General features: G+C 41.1%; 17 protein-coding genes. 11 read left to right on the plus strand and 6 right to left on the minus strand.

Annotation, left to right across the window (positions count from 1 at the left end):
• Window positions 1–56: 56 nt before the first annotated feature.
• The 4 genes from VB740_RS25780 to VB740_RS25795 all read left to right on the plus strand — a co-directional run bounded on the left by VB740_RS25780 (window position 57) and on the right by VB740_RS25795 (window position 3,887).
• Window positions 57–1,865, plus strand: coding sequence for an ABC transporter ATP-binding protein (locus VB740_RS25780; RefSeq protein ID WP_323202726.1), 1,809 nt, complete (start codon window positions 57–59; stop codon window positions 1,863–1,865).
• A gap of 172 nt (window positions 1,866–2,037) precedes the next feature.
• Complete coding sequence (locus tag VB740_RS25785) at window positions 2,038–2,679, plus strand: Uma2 family endonuclease (RefSeq protein WP_323202709.1); 642 nt, start codon at window positions 2,038–2,040, stop codon at window positions 2,677–2,679.
• A 117-nt stretch (window positions 2,680–2,796) separates the two neighbouring features.
• Entirely contained in the window at window positions 2,797–3,345 is a 549-nt protein-coding gene (locus tag VB740_RS25790; RefSeq protein ID WP_323202710.1) for a restriction endonuclease, read from the plus strand.
• Entirely contained in the window at window positions 3,342–3,887 is a 546-nt protein-coding gene (locus VB740_RS25795) for a hypothetical protein (protein WP_323202711.1), read from the plus strand. Before VB740_RS25790 ends, VB740_RS25795 begins: the two co-directional genes overlap by 4 nt.
• Before the next feature lie 29 nt (window positions 3,888–3,916).
• Here VB740_RS25795 and VB740_RS25800 read toward each other — a convergent pair whose 3' ends face one another.
• From VB740_RS25800 to VB740_RS25810, 3 genes are all read right to left on the minus strand, one after another.
• Window positions 3,917–4,147 carry a type II toxin-antitoxin system HicB family antitoxin gene (locus VB740_RS25800; RefSeq protein ID WP_323202712.1) on the minus strand — a complete coding sequence of 77 codons (231 nt, stop codon included), beginning with the start codon at window positions 4,145–4,147 and terminating at the stop codon, window positions 3,917–3,919.
• A gap of 3 nt (window positions 4,148–4,150) precedes the next feature.
• Window positions 4,151–5,428 carry a hypothetical protein gene (locus tag VB740_RS25805; RefSeq protein ID WP_323202713.1) on the minus strand — a complete coding sequence of 426 codons (1,278 nt, stop codon included), beginning with the start codon at window positions 5,426–5,428 and terminating at the stop codon, window positions 4,151–4,153.
• Window positions 5,429–5,523: 95 nt separating this feature from the next.
• Complete coding sequence (locus tag VB740_RS25810) at window positions 5,524–5,682, minus strand: hypothetical protein (protein WP_323202714.1); 159 nt, start codon at window positions 5,680–5,682, stop codon at window positions 5,524–5,526.
• Between the two features lie 218 nt (window positions 5,683–5,900).
• Between VB740_RS25810 and VB740_RS25815 the strand changes: the two genes are divergently transcribed.
• Complete coding sequence (locus VB740_RS25815) at window positions 5,901–8,537, plus strand: U32 family peptidase (RefSeq protein ID WP_323202715.1); 2,637 nt, start codon at window positions 5,901–5,903, stop codon at window positions 8,535–8,537.
• On the opposite strand, the gene VB740_RS25820 is transcribed toward VB740_RS25815, so the two are convergent.
• Entirely contained in the window at window positions 8,532–9,176 is a 645-nt protein-coding gene (locus tag VB740_RS25820; RefSeq protein WP_323202716.1) for a Uma2 family endonuclease, read from the minus strand. The genes VB740_RS25815 and VB740_RS25820 overlap by 6 nt on opposite strands.
• Window positions 9,177–9,474: 298 nt before the next feature.
• On the opposite strand from VB740_RS25820, the gene VB740_RS25825 reads away from it, so the two are divergent.
• From VB740_RS25825 to VB740_RS25840, 4 genes are all read left to right on the plus strand, one after another.
• Window positions 9,475–13,353, plus strand: a complete 3,879-nt coding sequence (locus tag VB740_RS25825; protein ID WP_323202717.1) for a CHAT domain-containing protein — start codon at window positions 9,475–9,477, stop codon at window positions 13,351–13,353.
• A gap of 618 nt (window positions 13,354–13,971) precedes the next feature.
• The gene (locus VB740_RS25830; RefSeq protein WP_323202718.1) at window positions 13,972–14,937 is read left to right on the plus strand and encodes a serine protease; all 966 of its coding nucleotides are present in this window, start codon (window positions 13,972–13,974) and stop codon (window positions 14,935–14,937) included.
• Between the two features lie 67 nt (window positions 14,938–15,004).
• On the plus strand, window positions 15,005–15,778 hold the full coding sequence (locus tag VB740_RS25835) for a methyltransferase domain-containing protein (RefSeq protein ID WP_323202719.1): 774 nt from the start codon (window positions 15,005–15,007) through the stop codon (window positions 15,776–15,778).
• 61 nt (window positions 15,779–15,839) lie between these two features.
• Window positions 15,840–16,388 carry a hypothetical protein gene (locus VB740_RS25840; protein WP_323202720.1) on the plus strand — a complete coding sequence of 183 codons (549 nt, stop codon included), beginning with the start codon at window positions 15,840–15,842 and terminating at the stop codon, window positions 16,386–16,388.
• A 115-nt stretch (window positions 16,389–16,503) separates the two neighbouring features.
• Here the strand turns inward: VB740_RS25840 and VB740_RS25845 are convergent, their stop codons facing one another.
• Window positions 16,504–17,661, minus strand: a complete 1,158-nt coding sequence (locus VB740_RS25845; RefSeq protein WP_323202721.1) for an extracellular solute-binding protein — start codon at window positions 17,659–17,661, stop codon at window positions 16,504–16,506.
• 355 nt (window positions 17,662–18,016) lie between these two features.
• Here VB740_RS25845 and VB740_RS25850 point away from each other — a divergent pair, with 355 nt between their 5' ends.
• Both VB740_RS25850 and VB740_RS25855 read left to right on the plus strand, forming a co-directional pair.
• Window positions 18,017–18,388 carry a hypothetical protein gene (locus tag VB740_RS25850; protein ID WP_323202722.1) on the plus strand — a complete coding sequence of 124 codons (372 nt, stop codon included), beginning with the start codon at window positions 18,017–18,019 and terminating at the stop codon, window positions 18,386–18,388.
• 337 nt (window positions 18,389–18,725) lie between these two features.
• The gene (locus tag VB740_RS25855) at window positions 18,726–20,696 is read left to right on the plus strand and encodes a hypothetical protein (RefSeq protein ID WP_323202723.1); all 1,971 of its coding nucleotides are present in this window, start codon (window positions 18,726–18,728) and stop codon (window positions 20,694–20,696) included.
• A gap of 139 nt (window positions 20,697–20,835) precedes the next feature.
• Here VB740_RS25855 and VB740_RS25860 read toward each other — a convergent pair whose 3' ends face one another.
• A complete protein-coding gene (locus VB740_RS25860; protein ID WP_323202724.1) occupies window positions 20,836–21,423 on the minus strand; it encodes a PEP-CTERM sorting domain-containing protein in 588 nt (195 codons plus the stop codon).
• Between the last annotated feature and the right edge of the window lie 102 nt (window positions 21,424–21,525).

The raw sequence follows: 21,525 nt of genomic DNA on the forward strand, positions 1-21,525 counted from the left end.
CCGCCCAAGCTGGGGTATCTCGTCCAAAAAAAGATGAAGATTAAAAAAAAAGAAATATACTGCGCCAATCACTGACGGTTTTCCGCTACAGTGGACGGGCTGTCAGCCTAGTATGGACTACTAGCCGATCGCTCACCATTCTGCTGGCGAGTTTAACTTTAGTGGCCGGTCTTTTACCGGCGGCGATATCCTACATCAGTAAATTAATCGTTGATGCAGTGGTATTTGCCTCTCAAGTTAATTCACAAAACAATGGTTTTGTCAATATTTATCCTTCCCTATTTTATGTAGGATTAGAAGCGCTCGCTGTAATTTTACTAGCAGGTGGTCAACGGGGAATCATCATTTGTCAATCGTTATTGCGGGCACTACTGGGTCAACGGGTAAATGTACTCATCTTAGAAAAGGCGCTGACACTCGATCTCAGGCAGTTTGAAGATTCAGAATTCTATGATAAATTGACCAATGCCCGACGAGAAGCATCAGTTCGTCCCCTTTCCTTAGTGAACCGCACCTTTGGATTAGTGCAAAATGCTCTTTCCCTGTTCACCTACGGTATTTTGCTAGTAAATTTCTCAGTTTGGGCGGTGCTAATGCTAATTTTGGCCGCCATACCTGTATTTATTGCCGAAACAAAGTTTGCTGGAGAAGGCTTTCGCTTATTTAGTTGGCGGGCAGCAGAAACTCGTCAACAGCACTATTTAGAAAATCTGCTAGCAAGAGAAGATTTTGTCACAGAAGTCAAACTCTACCAACTAGGAGAGATGCTGCTAGGACGTTACCGCAACCTATTCGATCAACTCTATGGCGAAGACCGTGATTTGACTCTGCGACGAGGAGTGTGGGGATATCTCCTGGGTTTAGTTAGTACTGGCGCTTTTTACGTAGCATACGCTTGGATTGTGCTAGAAACAGTTCGAGGTAGGATTTCTTTGGGAGATATGACAATGTATCTCACTGTATTTCGCCAAGGACAATCTACTTTTTCCAATGCCCTTACTTCTATTGGAGGGATGTATGAGGACAACCTATATCTATCAAATCTCTATGATTTCCTCGAAGAGGAAGTACCAAAATCTTGGGGTAAGGCAACCATTGGTTTAAATCCCCAAGATGGTATTCGTTTTGAGAACGTATCATTTACTTATCCAGGAAGTTCCAAGCCAGCGTTGACAAATATTTCGCTGCACTTGAAACCTAGAGAGAAACTGGCAATTGTGGGTGAAAACGGTTCCGGTAAGACTACCTTAATCAAACTACTTACCCGACTCTACACGCCAGACTCTGGGCGAATTTTATTAGATGGCTTGGACTTGCAGGAATGGGATGTGGATGTGCTGCGGCGTCGGATTGGTGTGATTTTTCAGAACTTTGTCCGCTACCAGTTCACTGTGGGTGAGAATATTGGCGTCGGTGATGTAGAACATCTCGAAAATAAAACCCGTTGGCAAACTGCTGCTGAAAAAGGGATGGCGCAATCTTTTATTGACCAATTACCCCAAAGCTTCCAAACTCAGCTTGGTCGCTGGTTTAAGGGAGGACAGGAACTTTCTGGGGGACAGTGGCAGAAAATTGCTTTGTCTCGTGCTTTTATGCGATCGCAAGCAGATATCTTGGTGTTAGATGAACCAACATCAGCAATAGATGCCCAAGCTGAGTTTGAGATTTTCAATCATTTTCGCGCTATTACTCAAAATCAGATGGTACTTTTGATTTCCCATCGCTTCTCAACGGTACGAATGGCTGACAAAATCCTAGTTATAGAAAACGGGGAAGTTATAGAACAAGGAACTCACGAAGAATTGTTAGAGGTTGGAGGACGTTATGCCAAGTTGTTTCTGTTACAAGCAGCAGGTTATCAATAGGAACGGAAGCTAGTAGTTGCTTTTAAATTGAGATAGCGATGCCTAGGTTGGGCTGCGCCTACACTCACTTTCTACAAAGCACATAGCACCTCTATCAAAGCATGTTAACCTGTTCGGTAAACATGGGTCACTAGACGCTCCGTATCGTTAAACATTGCTACCTGATAAAATTATGCAAATCACAAAACAGCGATACTATACCCCAGAGGAATATTTAGAGTTAGAAGAAGCTGCTGACTACAAAAGTGAATACATTGACGGACAAATAATTCCTATGGCGGGTGGAACAATAAATCACAATCGAATCTCGTTGAATCTAAGTGCTGCTTTAAATTTTGCGTTTCGCCAGCAAGATTACGAAGTTTTCATGGGTGATGTTCGTCTGTGGATACCCCAAAAGCTTACCTATACCTATCCAGATGTGATGATTCTGGCAGGTGAACCAGAGTTTTTTAACAACCGGAAAGATGTAATTCTGAATCCACAGATTATCGTTGAGGTCTTATCAAAATCAACGAAAGGGTATGATTCTCCTGCGGAGACGCTATGCGAACGCGAAGATAAATTTCAGGCTTACCGAACTATTTCTACTTTCCAAGAATATCTATTAATTGATCAAACACAGATTCATGTAGATCAATTTTCTAAAACCGGGAAAAAGCAATGGGCGCTTCGTGAATATGATGAAGAAGATGAAGCGATCGCACTTGTAACCGTACCCTTTGAAATTTCCTTACAGGATTTATACAACAAAGTTAAGTTTGATCCTGTTGAGTCGGAAGGGGAAAGTGCTGATATTGAGCAATTGGGGTAAGGGTGTGTAGGCGTAGCCCAAACTAGGCATCACAATTTAACGTAAAGTAAATAAAGTAAATTATTCAGTATGTGTTTTCTGAAGACAGAACAGCAGTACTACAATTAAAACAAAATCATGCCTACAGGTAAGGAGTATGAAGCTAAAATTGCAAAATATAACTGGGATGATTTAATCCAATTATGGTCAGAAATTGAGTCAGGTGATACACCTGGTTGGGATACAGGTAAAGCATTAGAGTATTTAATTTTACGAGCTTTTGAACTGGATGGCGCTGAAGTAACCTGGCCTTATAGTGTACGAGTCGATGGAGATGAATTAGAACAAATTGATGGAGTAGTTTATTCAGAAGCTTTAGCTTGTATTATAGAATGCAAAGATTCAAGTACAAAGGTTAATATTGAACCAATTGCGAAGCTAAGAAATCAACTATTACGCAGACCAGCAACAACTATCGGTAGTGTATTTAGTCGTAATGGATTTACGGAAGCTGCTATAACGCTAGCAAGATTTGTTTCACCCCAAACTATCCTCTTATGGGGAGGGGAAGAAATTAATTATTCGCTGCAAAATAAAAGTACAAGTAGGTCGCTAATCAAAAAATATCGATATTGTATTGAATATGGTCTTCCTGATTACAACATTACGATTGAGGCAAAAACATGACCAAAACTTATATTATTACAGAAGGAAATCAAGACATAGTAATTTTAAAACGATTGCTATCAAAAGCTATTATTCAAGAAATTAAATTTGTAGATGGTTCGGGTCAGTATGGAGCGCGATCGTTAGCGAGTACAATCCTGGCTACTAGATCAATTCCTGTTGCTCTAGTGACAAATGCAGATACAGAAGATGATTCACTTGTTAGCGAACAATTAGACGCACTAAATTATCTACTTAGTCAAGTATCTCCTGGTATTCCTTTTAAAGTTTTACTGGCAGTTCCAGAAATAGAGATAGTCTTACTACAAAATCGTCAGTTGATAGAAAAATTAGCTGAACGTAGCTTTACTGATTTAGAGTGGCAACTTGCTCAAAGCAAGCCAAAAATATTTTTAGAAGCAGTTTTCGGCAAAGATACGCCAGTTATTCAGAAAATCTTAACTAGTGCTAGTGATGATGAAATACAGATATTGCAACAACATCCATTAATACAAAACCTGATTAATTTTTTATCATCAGTTGCTGTTACACCTACAGTTTAAATTGATTAATAAATAATCAAAGCGAAGATTTAAGCTACTTTTAACGGTTTTTGAGGAAAAGTAATTGGCCCTGGCAAAGGTTGTCCTTGCTCTTTATACCATTCAATCAAAGACTCAATCACTTCCTGTCCATGTTTAGCGGCTTCTTCATAAGTCTTACCATGAGTGTGGAATTGCTGCCAAGGGAATTCCGGTAAGTGTACTAAGTAGCAATTATCCTCATCTGACCATTGAATTACCATACTGTAGCGATCGCTCATTCTTTATTTCTGTATATCTAAATTATTTAAACCACAAAGTTTAGGAAAACTTTCTAACTCAAACTCGTTTTGTATAAGCTGGGAGATATTCTTCATTTTTTCAGGTAGAGCAAAGATTTTAAGGGTCTTAAGTGAACTTTTTCTAAAAAAACTTGTTTGAGGAAGAGGATCTGGATAACCAATTTTTCGGAGAATATCAGAAAGTTTAATGGAAGCACAAGAATGAATATTAAATGTTACCCTATCTTCATTTGCGAAATTTATATACCAATCATAGTCTGCCATTGTACGTAAACCTATACTTTCATTCACGCTTATATATTCAAGATTTTTAATATTAGTAGGATTAAATAGCTCTCTTAATTCTTCCATCCCATCATCCCAAGTCACCTGTTCTGCCGAAAAAATCACTTCAGAGTCTACTTGTCTCTGTAAATTACGTCCCTTACGAAGGCTACGATTCAATAAAGCATACTGGTAAAGTATTTCTGGCATTTCTATACCAAGGCTATATAAACTGCGTCCTTCAGAGAATGCACCAGCCTCATTACTAATTTGTTTTATTAATAAACTAATATCTTTAGTTGCAAAATCTGTATAGTTTCCTCCTTTAGCTTCAAAAGCATCAGCTTTAGCTCTGACGCTGAAAGAAAGAGCTACTAATAATGGTAATCTTTCAGGCTTTCCTGCATCAATACGATTCAGTTGACTTCTTAGCCAAGCTTCTAAATCTTCAGCTCTTTCAATAAGCTGATCTGCTTCCAGTGATTCAGGTAGTAAATAAGTGAACCGTTCATAAGCCTTGAGTAATTTGAAGGTTCGAGTCTCAAACTCTTCTCTACATCGACGAGCTTCTAAATCTTTAACTTCTTGTACAACATTTTGAAAACCTGTACGCATCTCCTCACGGAGAATATTCATTTGCCTTGCTAAGTTACATTGATTGCTAACTAATAACTCAAGAGTACGATGTTGAACAGTAAGGACATTTTGAATACTGTTAAAATATGACTGAATCTGTTCGTGATTTTGGTCTAATTTCTTTTTAACCTTGTGAAGTTGGGCAGCATTATAAATGCCTATACCAAGATTGAGTATATTTATTCCGAAATTAGCAATATTAAACATATTATTAGCTGGTTGAACAGATTGAATTGTCTCTCCACTCACACGATGCCGGGTACACCAAGTACCTGCTTTACCTATAAAGACCTCGTATTCCGAAGCCTCTCCTCCCTTAAACGGATGTGGTTCTGGTCGCTGAGTAAAAGGATTAACCATAGTTGTTGTCAAAATACACTTAATCTCAGTATTCCCAGCAATATTCTTGGTGTATCACTTCTTCTAGATAAAAAGCGATCGCCTAACTTACACATCTAGGTTTTATCAGTCTTCCATCCCTTGTGATACTTCTGTCTATATTTGTAAATAGCAAATTTGAGTTTTCCTTTCAGTTCTGGGGGATTTTGCATTACTGACATAAACAAATCTCTGTCATGATCAGATAGCACTAAAGTTTCAGATTCTTTTAACATAGTTAATTTCCACCATCAACTTAGTCTCTAATAAACAGGGTAGTTATTTTTAAAGGACAATATACACAATATTTATTTTGAGCATCACATCCTGTTTTGCCCTCTCTGAAAAGAAATTAAATTGCTATAGAGGAGATAGCGATCGCTCCCCTATTCCCACCATCCCCCAATAACTTCGATAAAATCACTATGGTGCTAGTTAACCCCCCCTAAATCTGATGAAAAGCGATCGCTCCCCTTCCCAACCCTCCCTTCAACGTCCCGAACTACTTGCGCCAGCAGGTAACTGGGACTGTGCCAAAGCTGCTGTGGAAAATGGGGCAGATGCGATTTACTTCGGTTTGGATCGCTTCAACGCCAGAATGCGGGCACAAAATTTTACTGAGGCAGACTTACCCCAATTGATGGCATTCCTCCACCGTCGCGGCGTAAAGGGTTATGTCACCGTCAACACACTAATATTTCCCAAAGAACTAGCAGAAGCACAGCAATATCTCCGCACAATTATTTCAGCAGGTGTGGATGCGGTAATTGTCCAGGATGTGGGTATATGCCGTCTAATCCGTCACCTGTCGCCCGATTTTCCCATTCATGCTTCCACCCAAATGACCATCACCAGTGCGGCTGGAGTGGAATTTGCCAAGTCCCTCGGCTGTCAATTGGTAGTGCTGGCGCGTGAATGTTCTCTTCAGGAAATCAATAAAATTCAGCAGCAAATTGCCTTACAAGAAACTTCGCTACCTTTGGAAGTTTTTGTTCACGGTGCTTTGTGCGTAGCGTATTCTGGTCAGTGTTTGACTAGCGAGGCTTTAGGCGGACGTTCTGCAAACCGAGGTGAATGTGCCCAAGCTTGCCGAATGCCCTATGATTTAATTGCTGATGGGGAAGTTGTAAATTTAAAAGAACGCAAATATTTACTTAGTCCTCAAGACTTAGCAGGGTTGGATGTTTTGCCAGATTTGGTGAAATCAGGAGTAACTTGTCTCAAGATTGAAGGTCGTTTGAAAGCCCCAGAGTATGTTGCTAATGTCACCCGTGTTTATCGGCAAGCTTTGGATGGCGTGATGACGCAATTGGAAAGACCTAACCCCCTAACCCCCTTCCCTACGAGGGAAGGGGGAACAAAGGTTCCCCTCTCCGTTTCGGAGAGGGGCTGGGGGAGAGGTCAATCAGATCAAGAACACTACAATCTAGAAATGGCATTTTCTCGCGGACTCTACACGGGTTGGTTTGGCGGGATTAATAATCAGGAACTAGTTCACGCCCGCTTTGGTAAAAAACGTGGAGTTTATTTAGGTGAAGTCAGCCGCATTCACAATGAACAGGTAACAGTCAAACTGGAAGCACCTGTAAAACCAGGAGATGGAATTGTATTTGACTGCGGTCATCCAGAGGCGAAGGAAGAAGGCGGCCGGGTTTATGCTGTGGTGTCCAAAGGTAAAGAAACCATGCTGACATTTGGGCGAAATGACTTGAATCTGCGCCGAGTGCATATAGGCGATCGCATTTGGAAAACCAGTGATCCAGAACTCGATAAGCAAGTGCGTCAGAGTTTTGCTGGCGAGAATCCCCAATTTCAACGTCCGATTGACTTGGAGGTTTATGGAGAAATTGGTCAGGCGTTGATTGCGATCGCCCGCGATCAACTCGGTAATATTGTCCAAGTAGAGTCTACAATTTCTCTGGTGGAAGCGCACACCAAACCCCTAGATACAGACCGTTTACAAGAACAATTCGGTCGTCTCGGTAACACCCCTTTCTGTTTGGGAACGCTAACCAACCACCTCAGTGGCGCTATTATGCTACCCGTCAGTGAATTGAACCGGATGCGGCGGGAAATCGTAGCGCAGTTGGAAGAATTGCGAAGTCAACCCAAACGCTGGCAATTACATTCTGATGTCTCTTTCCAAAACTTACTCCCCTCATCTCCCACCCTGCGGGAAGCTAAAGCTACATCCTCTTCACTCATCGTCCTAGTACGAAATCTCAAGCAACTGCAAGCCGCCCTCAAAGCGGGAATCCAAACACTTTACTGTGAATTTGAAGACCCCCGCGCCTACCAAGAAGCGGTGCAAATGGTGCGCCAACAACAGCAAAAAAACAAAGCAGAGAATTCTTCACTTTTAACTCCTAACTCCCAACTTCCCACAATTTGGGTTGCACCACCCCGAATTACAAAACCTGGGGAAAATTGGATTTTGCAGCAAGTCCGTGCCTCGGAAGCAGATGGCTATCTGATACGGAACTATGACCAATTGCAATTCTTTGCAGCAGACCGTTGTATCGGAGATTTTTCGCTCAACGTTGCTAATCCCTTAACAGCAGACTACTTTCAGCAACACTTTGGTTTAGAACGGCTGACGGCATCCTACGACCTGAATATTACCCAACTTCAAGACCTGCTCACCAGTTGTCCACCCCAGTGGTTTGAGGTGACAATCCATCAGCATATACCGATGTTTCACATGGAGCATTGTGTTTTTTGTGCCTTTCTCTCGACGGGTACAGATTACACCAACTGTGGACGACCTTGTGAAAAGCAGGAAGTGAAATTAAAAGACCGTGTGGGGACTGAACACGTTCTCAAAGCAGATATAGGTTGCCGCAATACTGTATTTAACGGCACTGCTCAAACGGGAGCCGAGTACGTACAGCGTCTTATAGAACTGGAATTACGTCACTTTCGCATCGAGTTTGTGAATGAAACACCAGAGCAAGTGAGTAAAACAATACATTTTTATAGTCAATTATTGCAAGGTGAGATTACAGGTTCACAACTTTGGCGCGAGTTGAAGTTGCAAAATCAACTGGGTGTGACTCGTGGCCCTATGGGAGTGTCAGCACTGCGTTCATAATTGATTTTGCGTAGGCGAAGCCCGCCCCAGGCATCGCCCAGCTTGAAAAATCTGTTCGGCGGTCAAGTTTAGTTCTGGGAATGTAGGGGATATGATGCGGTCATTTCCCCGAAACAGATTAACTTGATACTCACCATCCACTAAATAGTAAACGGAAACAGTCGGTTGTTTGGGATTACCTATATACCTTCTACCGCCCAAAGCTAAATAGTCAACAATCCAGTATTCAGGAACGCCAAAAGTTTCGTAGTCAACCAGCTTGTGTGCATAATCATCCCTCCAATTAGTGCTGACGACTTCAATAACTAGGGGAACCGACGCAGCTTGAGTAACCGTTGAAGACTTTTTCCACATCGGTTCTGCTGAAAGATTATTTTGATTTATCACTATTACATCGGGCGAATAACCTGATTCTTTGTCAGGAATCTTAACTAGTGCTTGCTTGGGTATGAGGTATGGGAGTTTTAATCGCTTAAACTCCAAAGTTACTTCGCCGGCTAAAAAACCATTAATCTCTTCATGATCTCCCACTGGCTGCATTTCAACAATTACCCCATCGTGTAGTTCATAGCGTCCGCCGTCTGGCTTCCAATTGAGGAATTCTTCAAAAGCGATCGTTTTTGGTAAGGCTTGAAACATCACACTTATTCCTGATGATGATTTAGAGTTTAGCAAATTCTTTGGTATTGCTCACTTGACCCTTAGATCCCCGACTTCTTTAAGAAGTCGGGGATCTCTGTGTACATAAAACCTCGCTAGATAACGCCAAAACCAGGAATCCGAAGATTTGACAAAATTTTGTATCTATTTTGGTAACAATGTTAGTTCAGATTGATGAACGTTATAAACTCAACATTGGAATCACAGAAAGATTCCTTAAAGAATTCAACCATAAATATCTAAACCCAAGTAACTGAAAGGTTATTGAGGCTTCAGCATGAAGAAGAACGCTAAATTTGAGTGTAATTTTTGCTGCTCATTTTCTCAGGTTTCTCGTTATAGTTTAACTGTATTACTGAGTGTGCTTTTTCTGTCTGATGCGGTAGGTGCAACATCGATAAGTAGATGGTTGCAGATAAGACAACAGATGCAAGCTGACTCGCAAAAGTCAATTGATGTTGCGGTAGAACAAGGGTATACAGATTCGTTTTCAGAAAAAATAGCGAAAAAAGTCTCTGCTAACGTCAAAATAGCGCAGTCGCCAGATGCAAAACCACAAAATACAAACCCTGCGCCAAGTCAAGCCGAGGCTAAAATTAAGCCGCTTTGGGATAAAGCACACCAACTGTTAAAAGAAGGAGATCAACTAGACAAGCAACCATCAGCAGCAGCAGTACGACAGGCAATTACTAAATTTGAAGAAGCGTTGAAAATCTGGAGATTACCAGAAGTGCGTGCAGCAAAACCTCAAGAAGCACCTTTTTGGGAGGCTGTTACACTTTCTTTGATTGGTAATAGCTACATCACCCTAACAGAAAACACAAAAGCTGTGGGATATTTGGAGCAAGCATTAGCTATTGTGCAGGAATCACAGCAATCAGAGGCTCGTGAATGGAAACCTTTATTATTAACATCACTTGGTAGTGTTTATCAACAATTAGGGGAAAAGCAAAAAGCGATTGATGCTTATAACCAAGCACGGTTACTATATAATGCTGACAAACAACCCAAGGAAGAGGCTAGTGTACTGTTTGCCATTGCTATAGTTTATAAAGTATTTGGCGAACCGAAAAAAGAGCGTGAGTTTTTAGAAAGAGCTTTGGTAATTCAAAAGGCAAATGATGATTTACCAGGGCAAGCAAAGACGCTTTGGATTATTGCTCTAAACTACCAAGTTTTAGGTGAAACAAATAAAGCTCTTGATTACTATCAGCAAGCACTGAAAATCTACAGCCAAACGAAAGATTTAGTTGGACAAGCAGAGACATTTACATATATAGGTTCAGTCTACAGTTCCAGGGGCGATCGCTCTTCAGCCGAGAAATATTTTCAGCAGGCATTAGAGTTACAAAAGACAAACGCAAGACAAATAGAGCAGGACACAAAAAATCCATTTGGTCGTATAAACTTTTTTAATAGCCAAATGAGGGTTCTCGGTTTCATTGCCACTGGCTACTTTACTCTGGGTGATATACAGCAGCAGATTGTCTACTTAAATAAAGCAAGAGCTATCGCTCATCAGCTAGGTAATTTCCAGCAGGAAGCAAAATTTATTTCCAGTATTGGTGATGCGTACTATCTATTAGGGGAGACACAAAAAGCTCTTGAGAATCTCAATCAAGCCCTAAAGCTTCAACGCGACATTCATGATTATCAAGGAGAAGCTGAAACACTTGTAAGTATTGCCTCTATTCATACACAATCAACAGAATTTCAACAAGCCCTAGATATACTCTTTAACCAAGCACTAGAAATTTCTAAAAGACAGCAAAATCCTATTCTAGAATCAAGTACTCTCTATGAGATAGCTAGGGTGTACCAAAATTTAGGAGCCTATGACTTAAGCATTGATAAGTTTAAGGAAGTTTTGAAGATATATCAGCAAAGCAATCCGAGTTTAATAGGAACTGGTTTTTATCAAATAGGCACTGTTTATGGACTACTCTGCATTCATCAAAAAACAGCAGAAGATTGCCATCAAGCATTGAAATATTTTGAGGATGCGTTAAAGTATGTCGGAGAAAGATACTTGATGAAAAATTATATTCTTTCTTCTACTGCCAAGGCTTATGAGTTATTAAAGGAATATCCTAAAGCTATTGCTAATGCCAAACAAGCTTTAGAACTGTCTCGGAAAAAGAATATCAAAGAAGGTGAAAGGACTGCCCTTGCTTTTTTAAGCACCGCCTATGAAGGTGCAGGAGATTATCAAAATGCCCTTCATACAAACAAACAACATTTATTGGTATCCCAGCAGCTAGGAGATGTATCATCACAAGCTAACGCCTACCGAATCCGAGGTAAGATTTACACCTCTATGAAGCAGCCGCAGCAGGCGATAGAGGCTTACAACCAAGAACTGAAGCTTAGGCAGAAAACTGGTGAAATATATGACCAAACTCATTCACTTTATAAAATAGCCATTATTGAGCGCGACAGAGGAAATCTCAACCAAGCCAAGACGCACATAGAAACTGTCATAAACATCACTGAGAATACACGCAGCAAAGTCAACAGGGATGATTTACGTTCTTCCTACTTCGCCACAGTGCAAGATTATTACAAGTTCTACACTGACTTGCTGATGCAGTTGCACAAAAAAGACCCATCAAAAGGATACGACGCATTAGCATTGCACATTAGCGAACGTTCTCGCGCCAGGGTATTAGTCGAACTGTTAAAAGAAGGTAATGTCAATCTCGGTAAAGACGTTGAGCCGCAACTCTTAGCAGAAGAACGCCGTTTAAATCTTAAATTGAATGCCAAAGATAAGTTTTTATCAGACTTATTCAGTCAAAAGGAACCACCCACCGAACTGATCGCAAAAACCAAACAAGAAATTACAAATATTATCCAAGAATCGCAATCAATTTCTGAGAAAATCAGGGCGACTAACCCAGAACGTGCAGAATTAATTGACCCAAAAGACGTACTGGAATTGTCAGGAATTCAACAACAACTAGATCAAGATACCGTAATGTTGCAATATTCCTTGGGTGAAGAACGCAGTTATCTGTGGATAGTCACTCCTAACTCTTTGGAAAGCTACGAACTCCCAGGACAAGAAAAGATAGCGAAAGCAGCAAATAAATTTAACAGTTTTGTAAAGCAGCCACTAAATCAGGGAGCAACCGCAGCAGACAACGCCGAAGCTGTTGCAAATACAGGGGAAGCAGCAGACGCACTCAGTCAAATTATCCTCGCACCAGTAGCTGGGAAGTTAGGAAATAAACGTTTAGTCATCGTTGCTGATGGGATTTTGCATCAAGTACCATTCGCAGCTTTAAACGAACTGAGAAAATCGCCAGCCAGTGCAGAATATCAACCCCTAGTTGTGAATCATGAAATTGTCAACCTCCCTTCAATATCTAGTCTGGCAACTCACAGAAAGAAACTCAAAGGACGCAAAATCGCACCCAAAACCTTAGCTGTTCTCGCTAACCCTGTGTTTACTGTTGATGATGCACGGTTGAAGAATGATAAACCTTCAACTGTAGAAAACAACCTTGACCGTTCAGCTTTAGAAACGTCTTTGAGAAACATCAATAAAGACAAATTAGACCCACTCCCAGGTACAAAAGACGAAGGAGAGGCGATTCTTAGCTTGGTGAATTCTCCTGGTGAAAAGCTTTCTGCCTTTGACTTTGATGCTAACTACAACTTTGCAACTAATAAAGAGTTGAGCCAATATCGCCTGCTGCTGTTCGCCACTCACGGCATTTTCGACCCTGTGAACCCAGCCTTATCAGGTATCGTGCTGTCTCTCGTAGATAAACAAGGTAAACCCCAAACCAGAGGCTTCCTGCGACTCAACGATATTTTCAACCTCGACTTACCAGCAGAGTTGATAGTGCTAAGTGCCTGTGAAAGTGGACTAGGCGATGATGTCCAAGGTGAAGGGCTAGTGGGCTTGACAAGAGGTTTTATGTATGCAGGTGCAGCTAGAGTCACCGTGTCTCTGTGGAACGTGAACGATCAATCTACCAAGGAGTTAATGATTGCATTCTACAAACAAATATTGGAACAAAAGAAATCTCCCGCCGCCGCCCTTAATGTCGCTCAACGCCAAATGTGGCAAGGGAAAAATTTGCAAAATCCAGCTTGGAAACATCCCCGTTATTGGGCGGCTTTCACCCTCCAAGGTGAGTGGCGGTGAATACTTAATCCCCCCAACCCCTCTTGAAAAGCAAAGCTGTTTCATTCCCTCAAAGGCTCAAAAAAGACTTGTGTTGTGAACTAAAGTCCTTATGTTGTGAACTAAAGTCCTTGTGTTGTGAACTAAAGTCCTTGTGTTGTGAACCAAAGTCCTTATGTTGTGAACCAAAGTCCTTGTGTTGTGAACCAAAGTTTTTGTGTTGTGAACCAAAGTTTTTGTGTTGTGAACTAAAGTCCTTGTGTGTACACCGTAGCCTAAAAGGAGAGAGAACTGAAAGAAAACGCAATTTAAAGCCTATCTCCTCCCAGGAGAGAGGTTTAGGGGACTTCCAAATAAAAAAGATCCGATTATTTCTTGTAGGGTGGGCGTCTACGTTAAAAATTTGACTTTGATAAAGAGTTTTAGGCTTAACCCAAGCGTATTGTCTTCAATGCATCGGGGAGGGTTAGGGTGGGGTAACGCGGATCGTGATGAGAAGCCAGAGAACTGAATATCACGTTTTGACAAGGGTTTCACATTAAGTTGACACCAATGGCGTCTCGCCCACCCCACAAGTACTAGCTATTTCTTGGAAATCCCTAATCTCAACTTTTCACTTTTAACTCAGGAGTAAAATCAATGCGTAAACCGTCTATTTACAAACAACTGCTTGCTTTCTTTATCGCCGGAATTGTGGGTTTTACCGCTTTAGGTGGTTGGATATCAGTCCAAGCACAAACAGAATCACCGATATTGCCAAATACAGAACAGCTGAATTTGGTAGGGGATGGTAAACCCTTCAAACCGGCCGATCTCGAACAGTCGGAAAAACCTTATGATGGCGATCGCGGTATCCCCACAGGTATAGATAACCGTATCCCCATGTTGAGTAGAAATTATCCTTGGTCAACTATCGGACGAGTGCAAGGCACAGCAGCCGATGCCAAAAGCTATTATTGTACAGGCACACTGGTTGCTAGTGATATAGTTTTGACAAACGCTCACTGTGTAATTGACCCTGAGACTCATCAACTCAGTAAAGAACTTCGGTTTATACCCAATGCTATTAATGGCAAGTCCCAAAGTTCTAAAGATATTGCTACAGTACAAAATATTGCGAAAAACGTACTTTATGGTACAGACTTCAAGAATGGCGGTTTTGATAACGTCCAAAATCAAAGCAATGATTGGGCATTGATCAGAATTAATCAGCCATTGGGTCGTAAATATGGTTATTTAGGATGGCAATCTGTGCCTGCTTCCACTTTAATTAAGCAGAAGCAAGGAAAACTGTTCTTTGTTGGTTACTCTAGTGATTACCCAGACCCCAGCAAAGAAGGCTATGAATCCTTGACTGCCGGCAAAGGCTGGACAGCTGGTTATGAAAATGGTTGTAGCATTGTTGGTGAGGAGTCAAACCTTTTTTATCATGATTGTGCCACCGCAAGCGGTTCTTCTGGAGGCCCAATTATCGATGTAATTGATGGTCTGCCGTATATTGTGGCCTTGAATAATGGTGAGGCTAAAAACTCTATCACAGGGCAAGATATTATCAACTTTGCAGTGAAAATGGATTTCTTGGATAACTTGACTGGTAGAAAGTAAACCAGCGATCGCTGTAATTTAATGTAGAGATGTTGCAATACAACATCTCTACACACCATAAAATCTTATGAATAATATTTCAACAAGCAATAATTGGGATACTTCCCTTTACCAAGATAAACACGCCTTTGTCTGGCAATATGGCGAAGACTTACTAAAATTACTCAACCCTCAGCCAGGAGAATCCATTTTAGATATTGGCTGTGGTACTGGACAACTCACAGAAAAAATTGCCCAAGCTGGTGCTGAAGTAATGGGAGTTGATTTTGCATCTGAGATGATTGAGAAGGCAAGAGAAAACTATCCCCATATCCGCTTTGATGTTGCTGATGCTAGGAACTTTCAAGTAGATAAGCCATTGGATGCTGTGTTTTCCAACGCTGTATTGCATTGGGTGAAAGAAGCAGATAGTGCGATCGCTTCCATCCATCAATCCTTAAAACCCGGAGGCCGTTTTGTGGCAGAATTTGGGGGTAAGGGAAATGTGCAAGCGATCGCCACAGCTTTAGAAAGCGCCTTAAAAGCAATTAATATCCCCACACAAGCCCTAAATCCCTGGTATTTCCCTAGTATTGGCGAGTACGCTACCCTATTAGAACAGCAAGGCTTTGATGTCATTTATGCCATGCTTTTTGCTCGTCCAACTCCTTTAGCAGATGGAGAAGCAGGTATGGCAAACTGGATTCAGATGTTCGCCAGTGCTTTTTTAGCAGGACTTTCTGGTGAGCAACAAATACAAGTAATTCGCGTCGTGGAGGAATATCTCAAGCCAACACTGTATCAACAAGGAACTTGGATAGCAGACTATCGAAGAATTCGCATCGTTGCTATTAAACTTTAAAATATGCGAATTTTTACTATTGCCTTAATTACGAATTACGAATTACGAATTAGTATCAGCTATGCATATACCTGAATTGTGCGATGCCTGCGGCGGGCTGCGCCAACGCCAGAGATCATTTTCATTATTACTAACCATTAGCCTCACCACTTTACTAGCCCCGTCCTCGTTAGCGCAAACTCCCCCAATACCGCCGCCTTCTAGTGCGCCTTTGGAACTAGACTTATTGATCAAGCCAAAAAACTATGTGATCACAGCTAACACCATAAACCCAGCAGGATTAACCGTTCCCAGTTTATGGTGGGCACAACAAAACTCTGAGAGAAAGCTATTGGATAATTGGATAGCATATCCAGCTTCTAACAAAGAACCTGCACGAGTAGACTTGATCGTAAATCAGCAACTTTGGAGCTTACTAGAGTACGTAGAGCGCTACGACTTCGTAAATCGCTTGGGTAGCGCTGCACGGAACTTTGGTTACAATGTCCGGGTATTTAATTATCAAAAAGAACCCTTGGCAACCTACACTTGCAACTTCAGTACAAGTCCAGCTTTATGCAGTATCCAAACGAATGTTAAGAACAAGATAGGGTTACAACGTTCTTTGTAGAAAAGGGAGTGGGGAGTGGGGAGATGGGGAATGGGGAATGGAGAGACAAGGGGACAAGGGGAATAACCAACCATACCCAATGCCCAATACCCAATGCCCAATGCCCAATGCCCAATTAAACCTTAATTTTGGCGAATAAAGACTCGTATTGTTTGATTGCTGATGGGGGTAAGGGAAGCAAAAATTCGCTTTTCTCAAAAACTTTGCGATCGCTCTGCAACACGTTCCGTAACGCTTCTTGGATATCAGAAGCGACAATATTTGCAGAAATTGGCGAATTACTTTTGGTCAACACCGAAATTTGTTTAGCTGTGCTTGGTTGCCAACAAAAATCAATCCATTGATCTGATAAACTACTCTTAGTAATACCTACGGGACGTACCCACAAGTCTGCCCAGATTGCTGTTCCTGACTCGGGGATAACTGCACCAAGTTGCGGATAACGCCCCAAAACTGGCAGTACATCGCTTGACCAACCAACCGCCAGCCAAGTGTCTCCGATAATTAGAGGTTCCAGATAGTTATTGGAACTGTATAACTTCACCTGTTGGTTTAATGTCTGTAATTCCTTTTCCAAATCTAGTACTTGGTCAAGATTCTCTGTATTGTAAGATTTTCCTAGTTTTTTTAAGACCAGACCAATAACTTCTCGTGGTTGATTAAGTAAGGAAATGCGCTGCTGCAATCCATCTCGCCACAAATCACTCCAATCCTTAGGTGTCCATCCCAATCTTCGCAACTTGTCACGGTTATAAACAATCACTGTACTACCCCAGCGATAAGGCGCACCCCACACCTTCCCTTGAGTATCCAAGTTACCTTGGTCATTACGCGTTACCAATTGTTTCCACCTTTCATCTAAAACAGACCACTGCTTTAATTGGTTTCCCTGTACCTCTTGGAGTGGTTGAATCAGTTTTTGCTCAATAGCTGCTTTTAGCCAGTAATCTCCCAATGTCACTAGCTCTGCATCAGCTGTTTTTTGACCTTGCCTAAAGGGTATAAAGCGACTCCATCCCTGCTCATCAGTAGCTTTGGGTTTCTGCTGCCAACTTTGTAATTGCTGAAATAAATCTTGTATCTGCTCAACTGGAGCAAACTTTAACTGCACCTGTTGCTGCAAACCTTTGTGGAACTGATTAACCACCTGACCAGGTATAGAACCTTTTAATAACTTTACTTTTAGTTGCGTCTGGTTGTTTCCACCACAGCCAAAAAGCAGTTGTGAAAGTGCCAATGTACTTGTACCTAGCAAAAAAGACCGTCGATCCATTGATTTTGGATTTGAGATTTTTGATTATACCTAATATTAAGCAAAGATTTACCAGAGGCTGACTAGATAAAAAATTAGAGTTAGAAAAATATCGATATTTTTCTTGCCAATACTGATAATTTTGAACATTTGACTCAAATTGGCGAGTTTTTCGGCGAATAACTACCTAAAGATTAATTTTTCTCCATAAATTTACTCATTAGTACTTATAGTCAAACTTTACTTATATTTAGAAGTAATGATTTAAATGTCAAATTTGCACCAAAAATTATCAATACTTAAATAATCCCTAAGTATAGTTAACATTGAGAGTAAATTGAATAACATAAAGAAAATGTACGGATGAGGGTATTAAATGGAGCCATTACAGAAGCAAATCCTGACTTTAAGCGAAAAACTGGATGCGCTCTGCCAAGTGATTGAGCAGCTTGATGGTAAAGTAGCTCAAGCTTTCTCAGAGTGTTCTTTAGCGAATACACAAGCAAAGCATAATTCTCAGGAAAATGGCGCGGCTGGAGGCTACCAGTTCAAGGGACGTAACAATTCAAATCCAGAAATGGAACACAAAGATGTCTTGATAGATGGCATTTATCTAGACATGCATCGTCAAGGTGGAGAAAACATAACACCAGAAATTCAAATACAACGACTGACAGCGCAATTAACAGCAGCATACAATCGCATTGCTGCCTTGGAAGAACAATTACTTAGAGAGAGAATTCATTAATTTAGCCTGAGTTCAACAAATAAAAAAAATGGCTGGAGGTAGGGAAGGCAAGCCTTTCGGTTCAATGTCGAATCATGGCTTTATGTCGATATATAAAATATAAACAACTAATCCAGCCATCAAATTGATAATAAACTTAAACATAATTATTACATATATTTACGTAGAACTGTGATATATCTACGTTATAGCTTTTAGTGAGTACCTCACTATGAACAAAAAAAACAACCCTAAGACTAATGTATCTAGGGTATTTTATGCTTCAAAAAGCAAGCTTTTCTTATTAATCTGCGTTTTTATCATTAGTGTTTTTGGCATCTTGTTATCAAATTGGTTGATGACAAGCCAGACGGCTTTCGCTAAGATTAACCTTTTGCAACCTGCTCCTACTCAACCGCTAGGCTATTACGACTATTTCGGCAAACTGCTGAGTCCTCAAGAAGCATCACAACTAGTTGCAAATAAGGGACTCAATCCTAATAACCCCATTTCTTATCAACGGGTAGGGGCAGTTAAAATTACTAAGGAATTAATCGCCCAAGGTGAAGATATATTCTTCAACCGCAAGATTGGTGACACACTTGGTTTGCAAGGAGTATTTGGTTTTGGACTTGGCATTGCTAAAATTTTGCCAGAATTACAGACAGCAATAGTTAAATTGCAAGGCCAGCCGACAACGAACTTACAAATTATTCTTGAGAAAAATATAGCATTAGGGAGTCGAACTTTTCCCAAAGGAACTGTCATTAATACAGGCTTAAAAATGGAAAAGGGAGGAACTTTTCCCATTGGGCTGGGAATCACAACTAAGATTGATGTTAGCTGTGCTGCGTGCCATGTTTCCCTTTCAAATAAGGGTGAACGTCTTTTGGGAGTACCTAATGGCGAAATTGCCACGCCCTTGCTGGTTGCTTTAGCACCAAATTCAGCCGCAGGGTTTTCGCGGTTAAAGTTTAATCCACTAGATCCACAATACAAAGGCAATGGAAAAATTATTCTGGATAGTAAAGGTAATAAAGTAGAATTACCTGATCCTGAAAAGTTTGAAAAAGCTTTCGACGATGCAGTATTAGATGTGCCTTTTGGTAATTTTGAGAGTTCATCAGATAGTATCAACAACACGACTCAAATTCCCAGTATGTTCACATTTAAGAACCATCCTTATTTCTTTGATGGACAGTTTGCTGTGGGGCCGTTTGCGGGACTCAGCGCTGTCAGCAACGGTGTTCATTCTTCAGAAAACAATCTATCGGCAGCTGCTCAACTTAGTTCAGAAACCCTTGGTGTTGACCCAGAAGTTTATATTGGTACTTTTCTGCAAAATGCTGCCATTCCCAGCCTACGTTTACCGGAAGGAGTGATCGTAAAACCCTCTGAATGGCTGCGGAAAATCGCACCGAATTCTACACAAGCAGAATTAGAAGATCAAATCCCTGCTCCTGGTACAGGAACTTACCCAAACCTGCGTCCCAGTTTGTTTACTTACAACGGTTTGGTTTTTAGCCCAAATACTGGCAAGGTAGGTGATATTGCTAGCGGCACTTTCTTATTTGCTGACAACGCCATGTCTGCTTTTCAAAATAGCTTAGTACCACCTGCCAATCAGACTTCGGAAAACTGGCAAGCCTTGAACAGCAATTCTGTTAAACGTGGCGCAAAAGTATTTGAGAAAGCAAATTGTGCAACTTGCCATATTCCACCATTCTTCACTGACAACAAAATTCATCCAATTGATAAAATACGTACTAACCCCGCTCGTGCCCAGTCTCGCTTAGGGCTGAGTAATTTGTTAGTACCACCCAAGCTATACACTTTCAACACTCCCGTTCCCATACCTGCTAAGGCTGAAATCCTAGATTTACCAACGCAGGGTATCTCCGATAGTCCCACGACTCTACCCAAAGGTATTTTGCCAAAAGGTGGTTACAAAACTACTTCCTTACGTGGTCTTTATTTAAGCGCACCATATTTACATGATGGTGGTGTAGCAATACGGGCAGGAAGCCTGAAAGTTGACTCAAATGGAAATGGGATTACGGTTGTTAACAAGACTGGCTTAGGGCTTTCTGGCACTCTAAGCCTTGGTATACCTGCCGATCCAGCTAACAGCTTGCGTGCCTTGGTTGATCGTGATCTCCGGGCAAAAGTTGTAAAAGCCAACAAAGCTAACCCTGCTTTAGTGCGTAGTAACCTTGATGGCACAGGGCATTATTTCTACGTAGATAGACAGGCTGGGTTTAATTCCAAGCAGCAAACAGACCTGATTAATTTCTTACTAGCACTTGATGACAATCCTGGAAGTTTTTAATTTGAGCTACAGTTGATATTTTATGCTAATACCAAGTCGTCTAAGCATACGTCAAGAACACGACTTGGTATTACTTTAAGTAAAAGTAGAATAACATTCATGTTTGAACGCAATCTAGATCGGAGATGCGCCATGAGCTTTACAGATAAAGGTCTCTATGGGGCTTCTTCTGGTAAGCTACTTCTTGCTTTCGCTTTTTCCAGCAGCCAAAACCAAGAGCAACCAATAAGCCACCTAGTGTATAGGGTTCGGGAACAGGACGTGGTATGACACTAAAGCTGCCATAACCTACATCGCTTGAAAGTTCTGAATAACCTTTATTGAAACTACTGTAGAATACGTTGACGTTTCCATTTCCGTCTTCCCCACTTCCAGAAACTAGGTAAGAAAAACCGTTCTGGGTTAACAGCGACGTACTTGCATTTAATAAATTATCATTGATTCCGTATGTACTTGGTGAGAGCAGCCCGATGATTGTCTCCGTAATTCCTTGGACTGTTCTTGTCCCAGTTATTTCTGTAATTGTGTAATTATTTTTTATGGGATCTAAATCGGTGGTGATAAAGATACCGTTAGCAGAAATTCCTGTACCATTTGCTTCATAACTGGGAAAAGAGTACTGAAAATCAAATATCTGTACAGCTTGTGCCGCAGAACTTATACAGATACTAGTGATACCTATCACAGTACTAGCGGTAGCAATACCAAGCTTTTTGATTAATTTCATCAGATCATTCTCCTGAAGAACAAGAAGGAAAACAAAGTTGCATAGTTAAACCCGGATTTCTCACCACACCCCTCAAAGCCTGCGCTTGTGCAGGGGAGCAGG

This window comes from Nostoc sp. UHCC 0251 (genome assembly GCF_034932245.1).
Lineage (GTDB): Bacteria > Cyanobacteriota > Cyanobacteriia > Cyanobacteriales > Nostocaceae > Nostoc.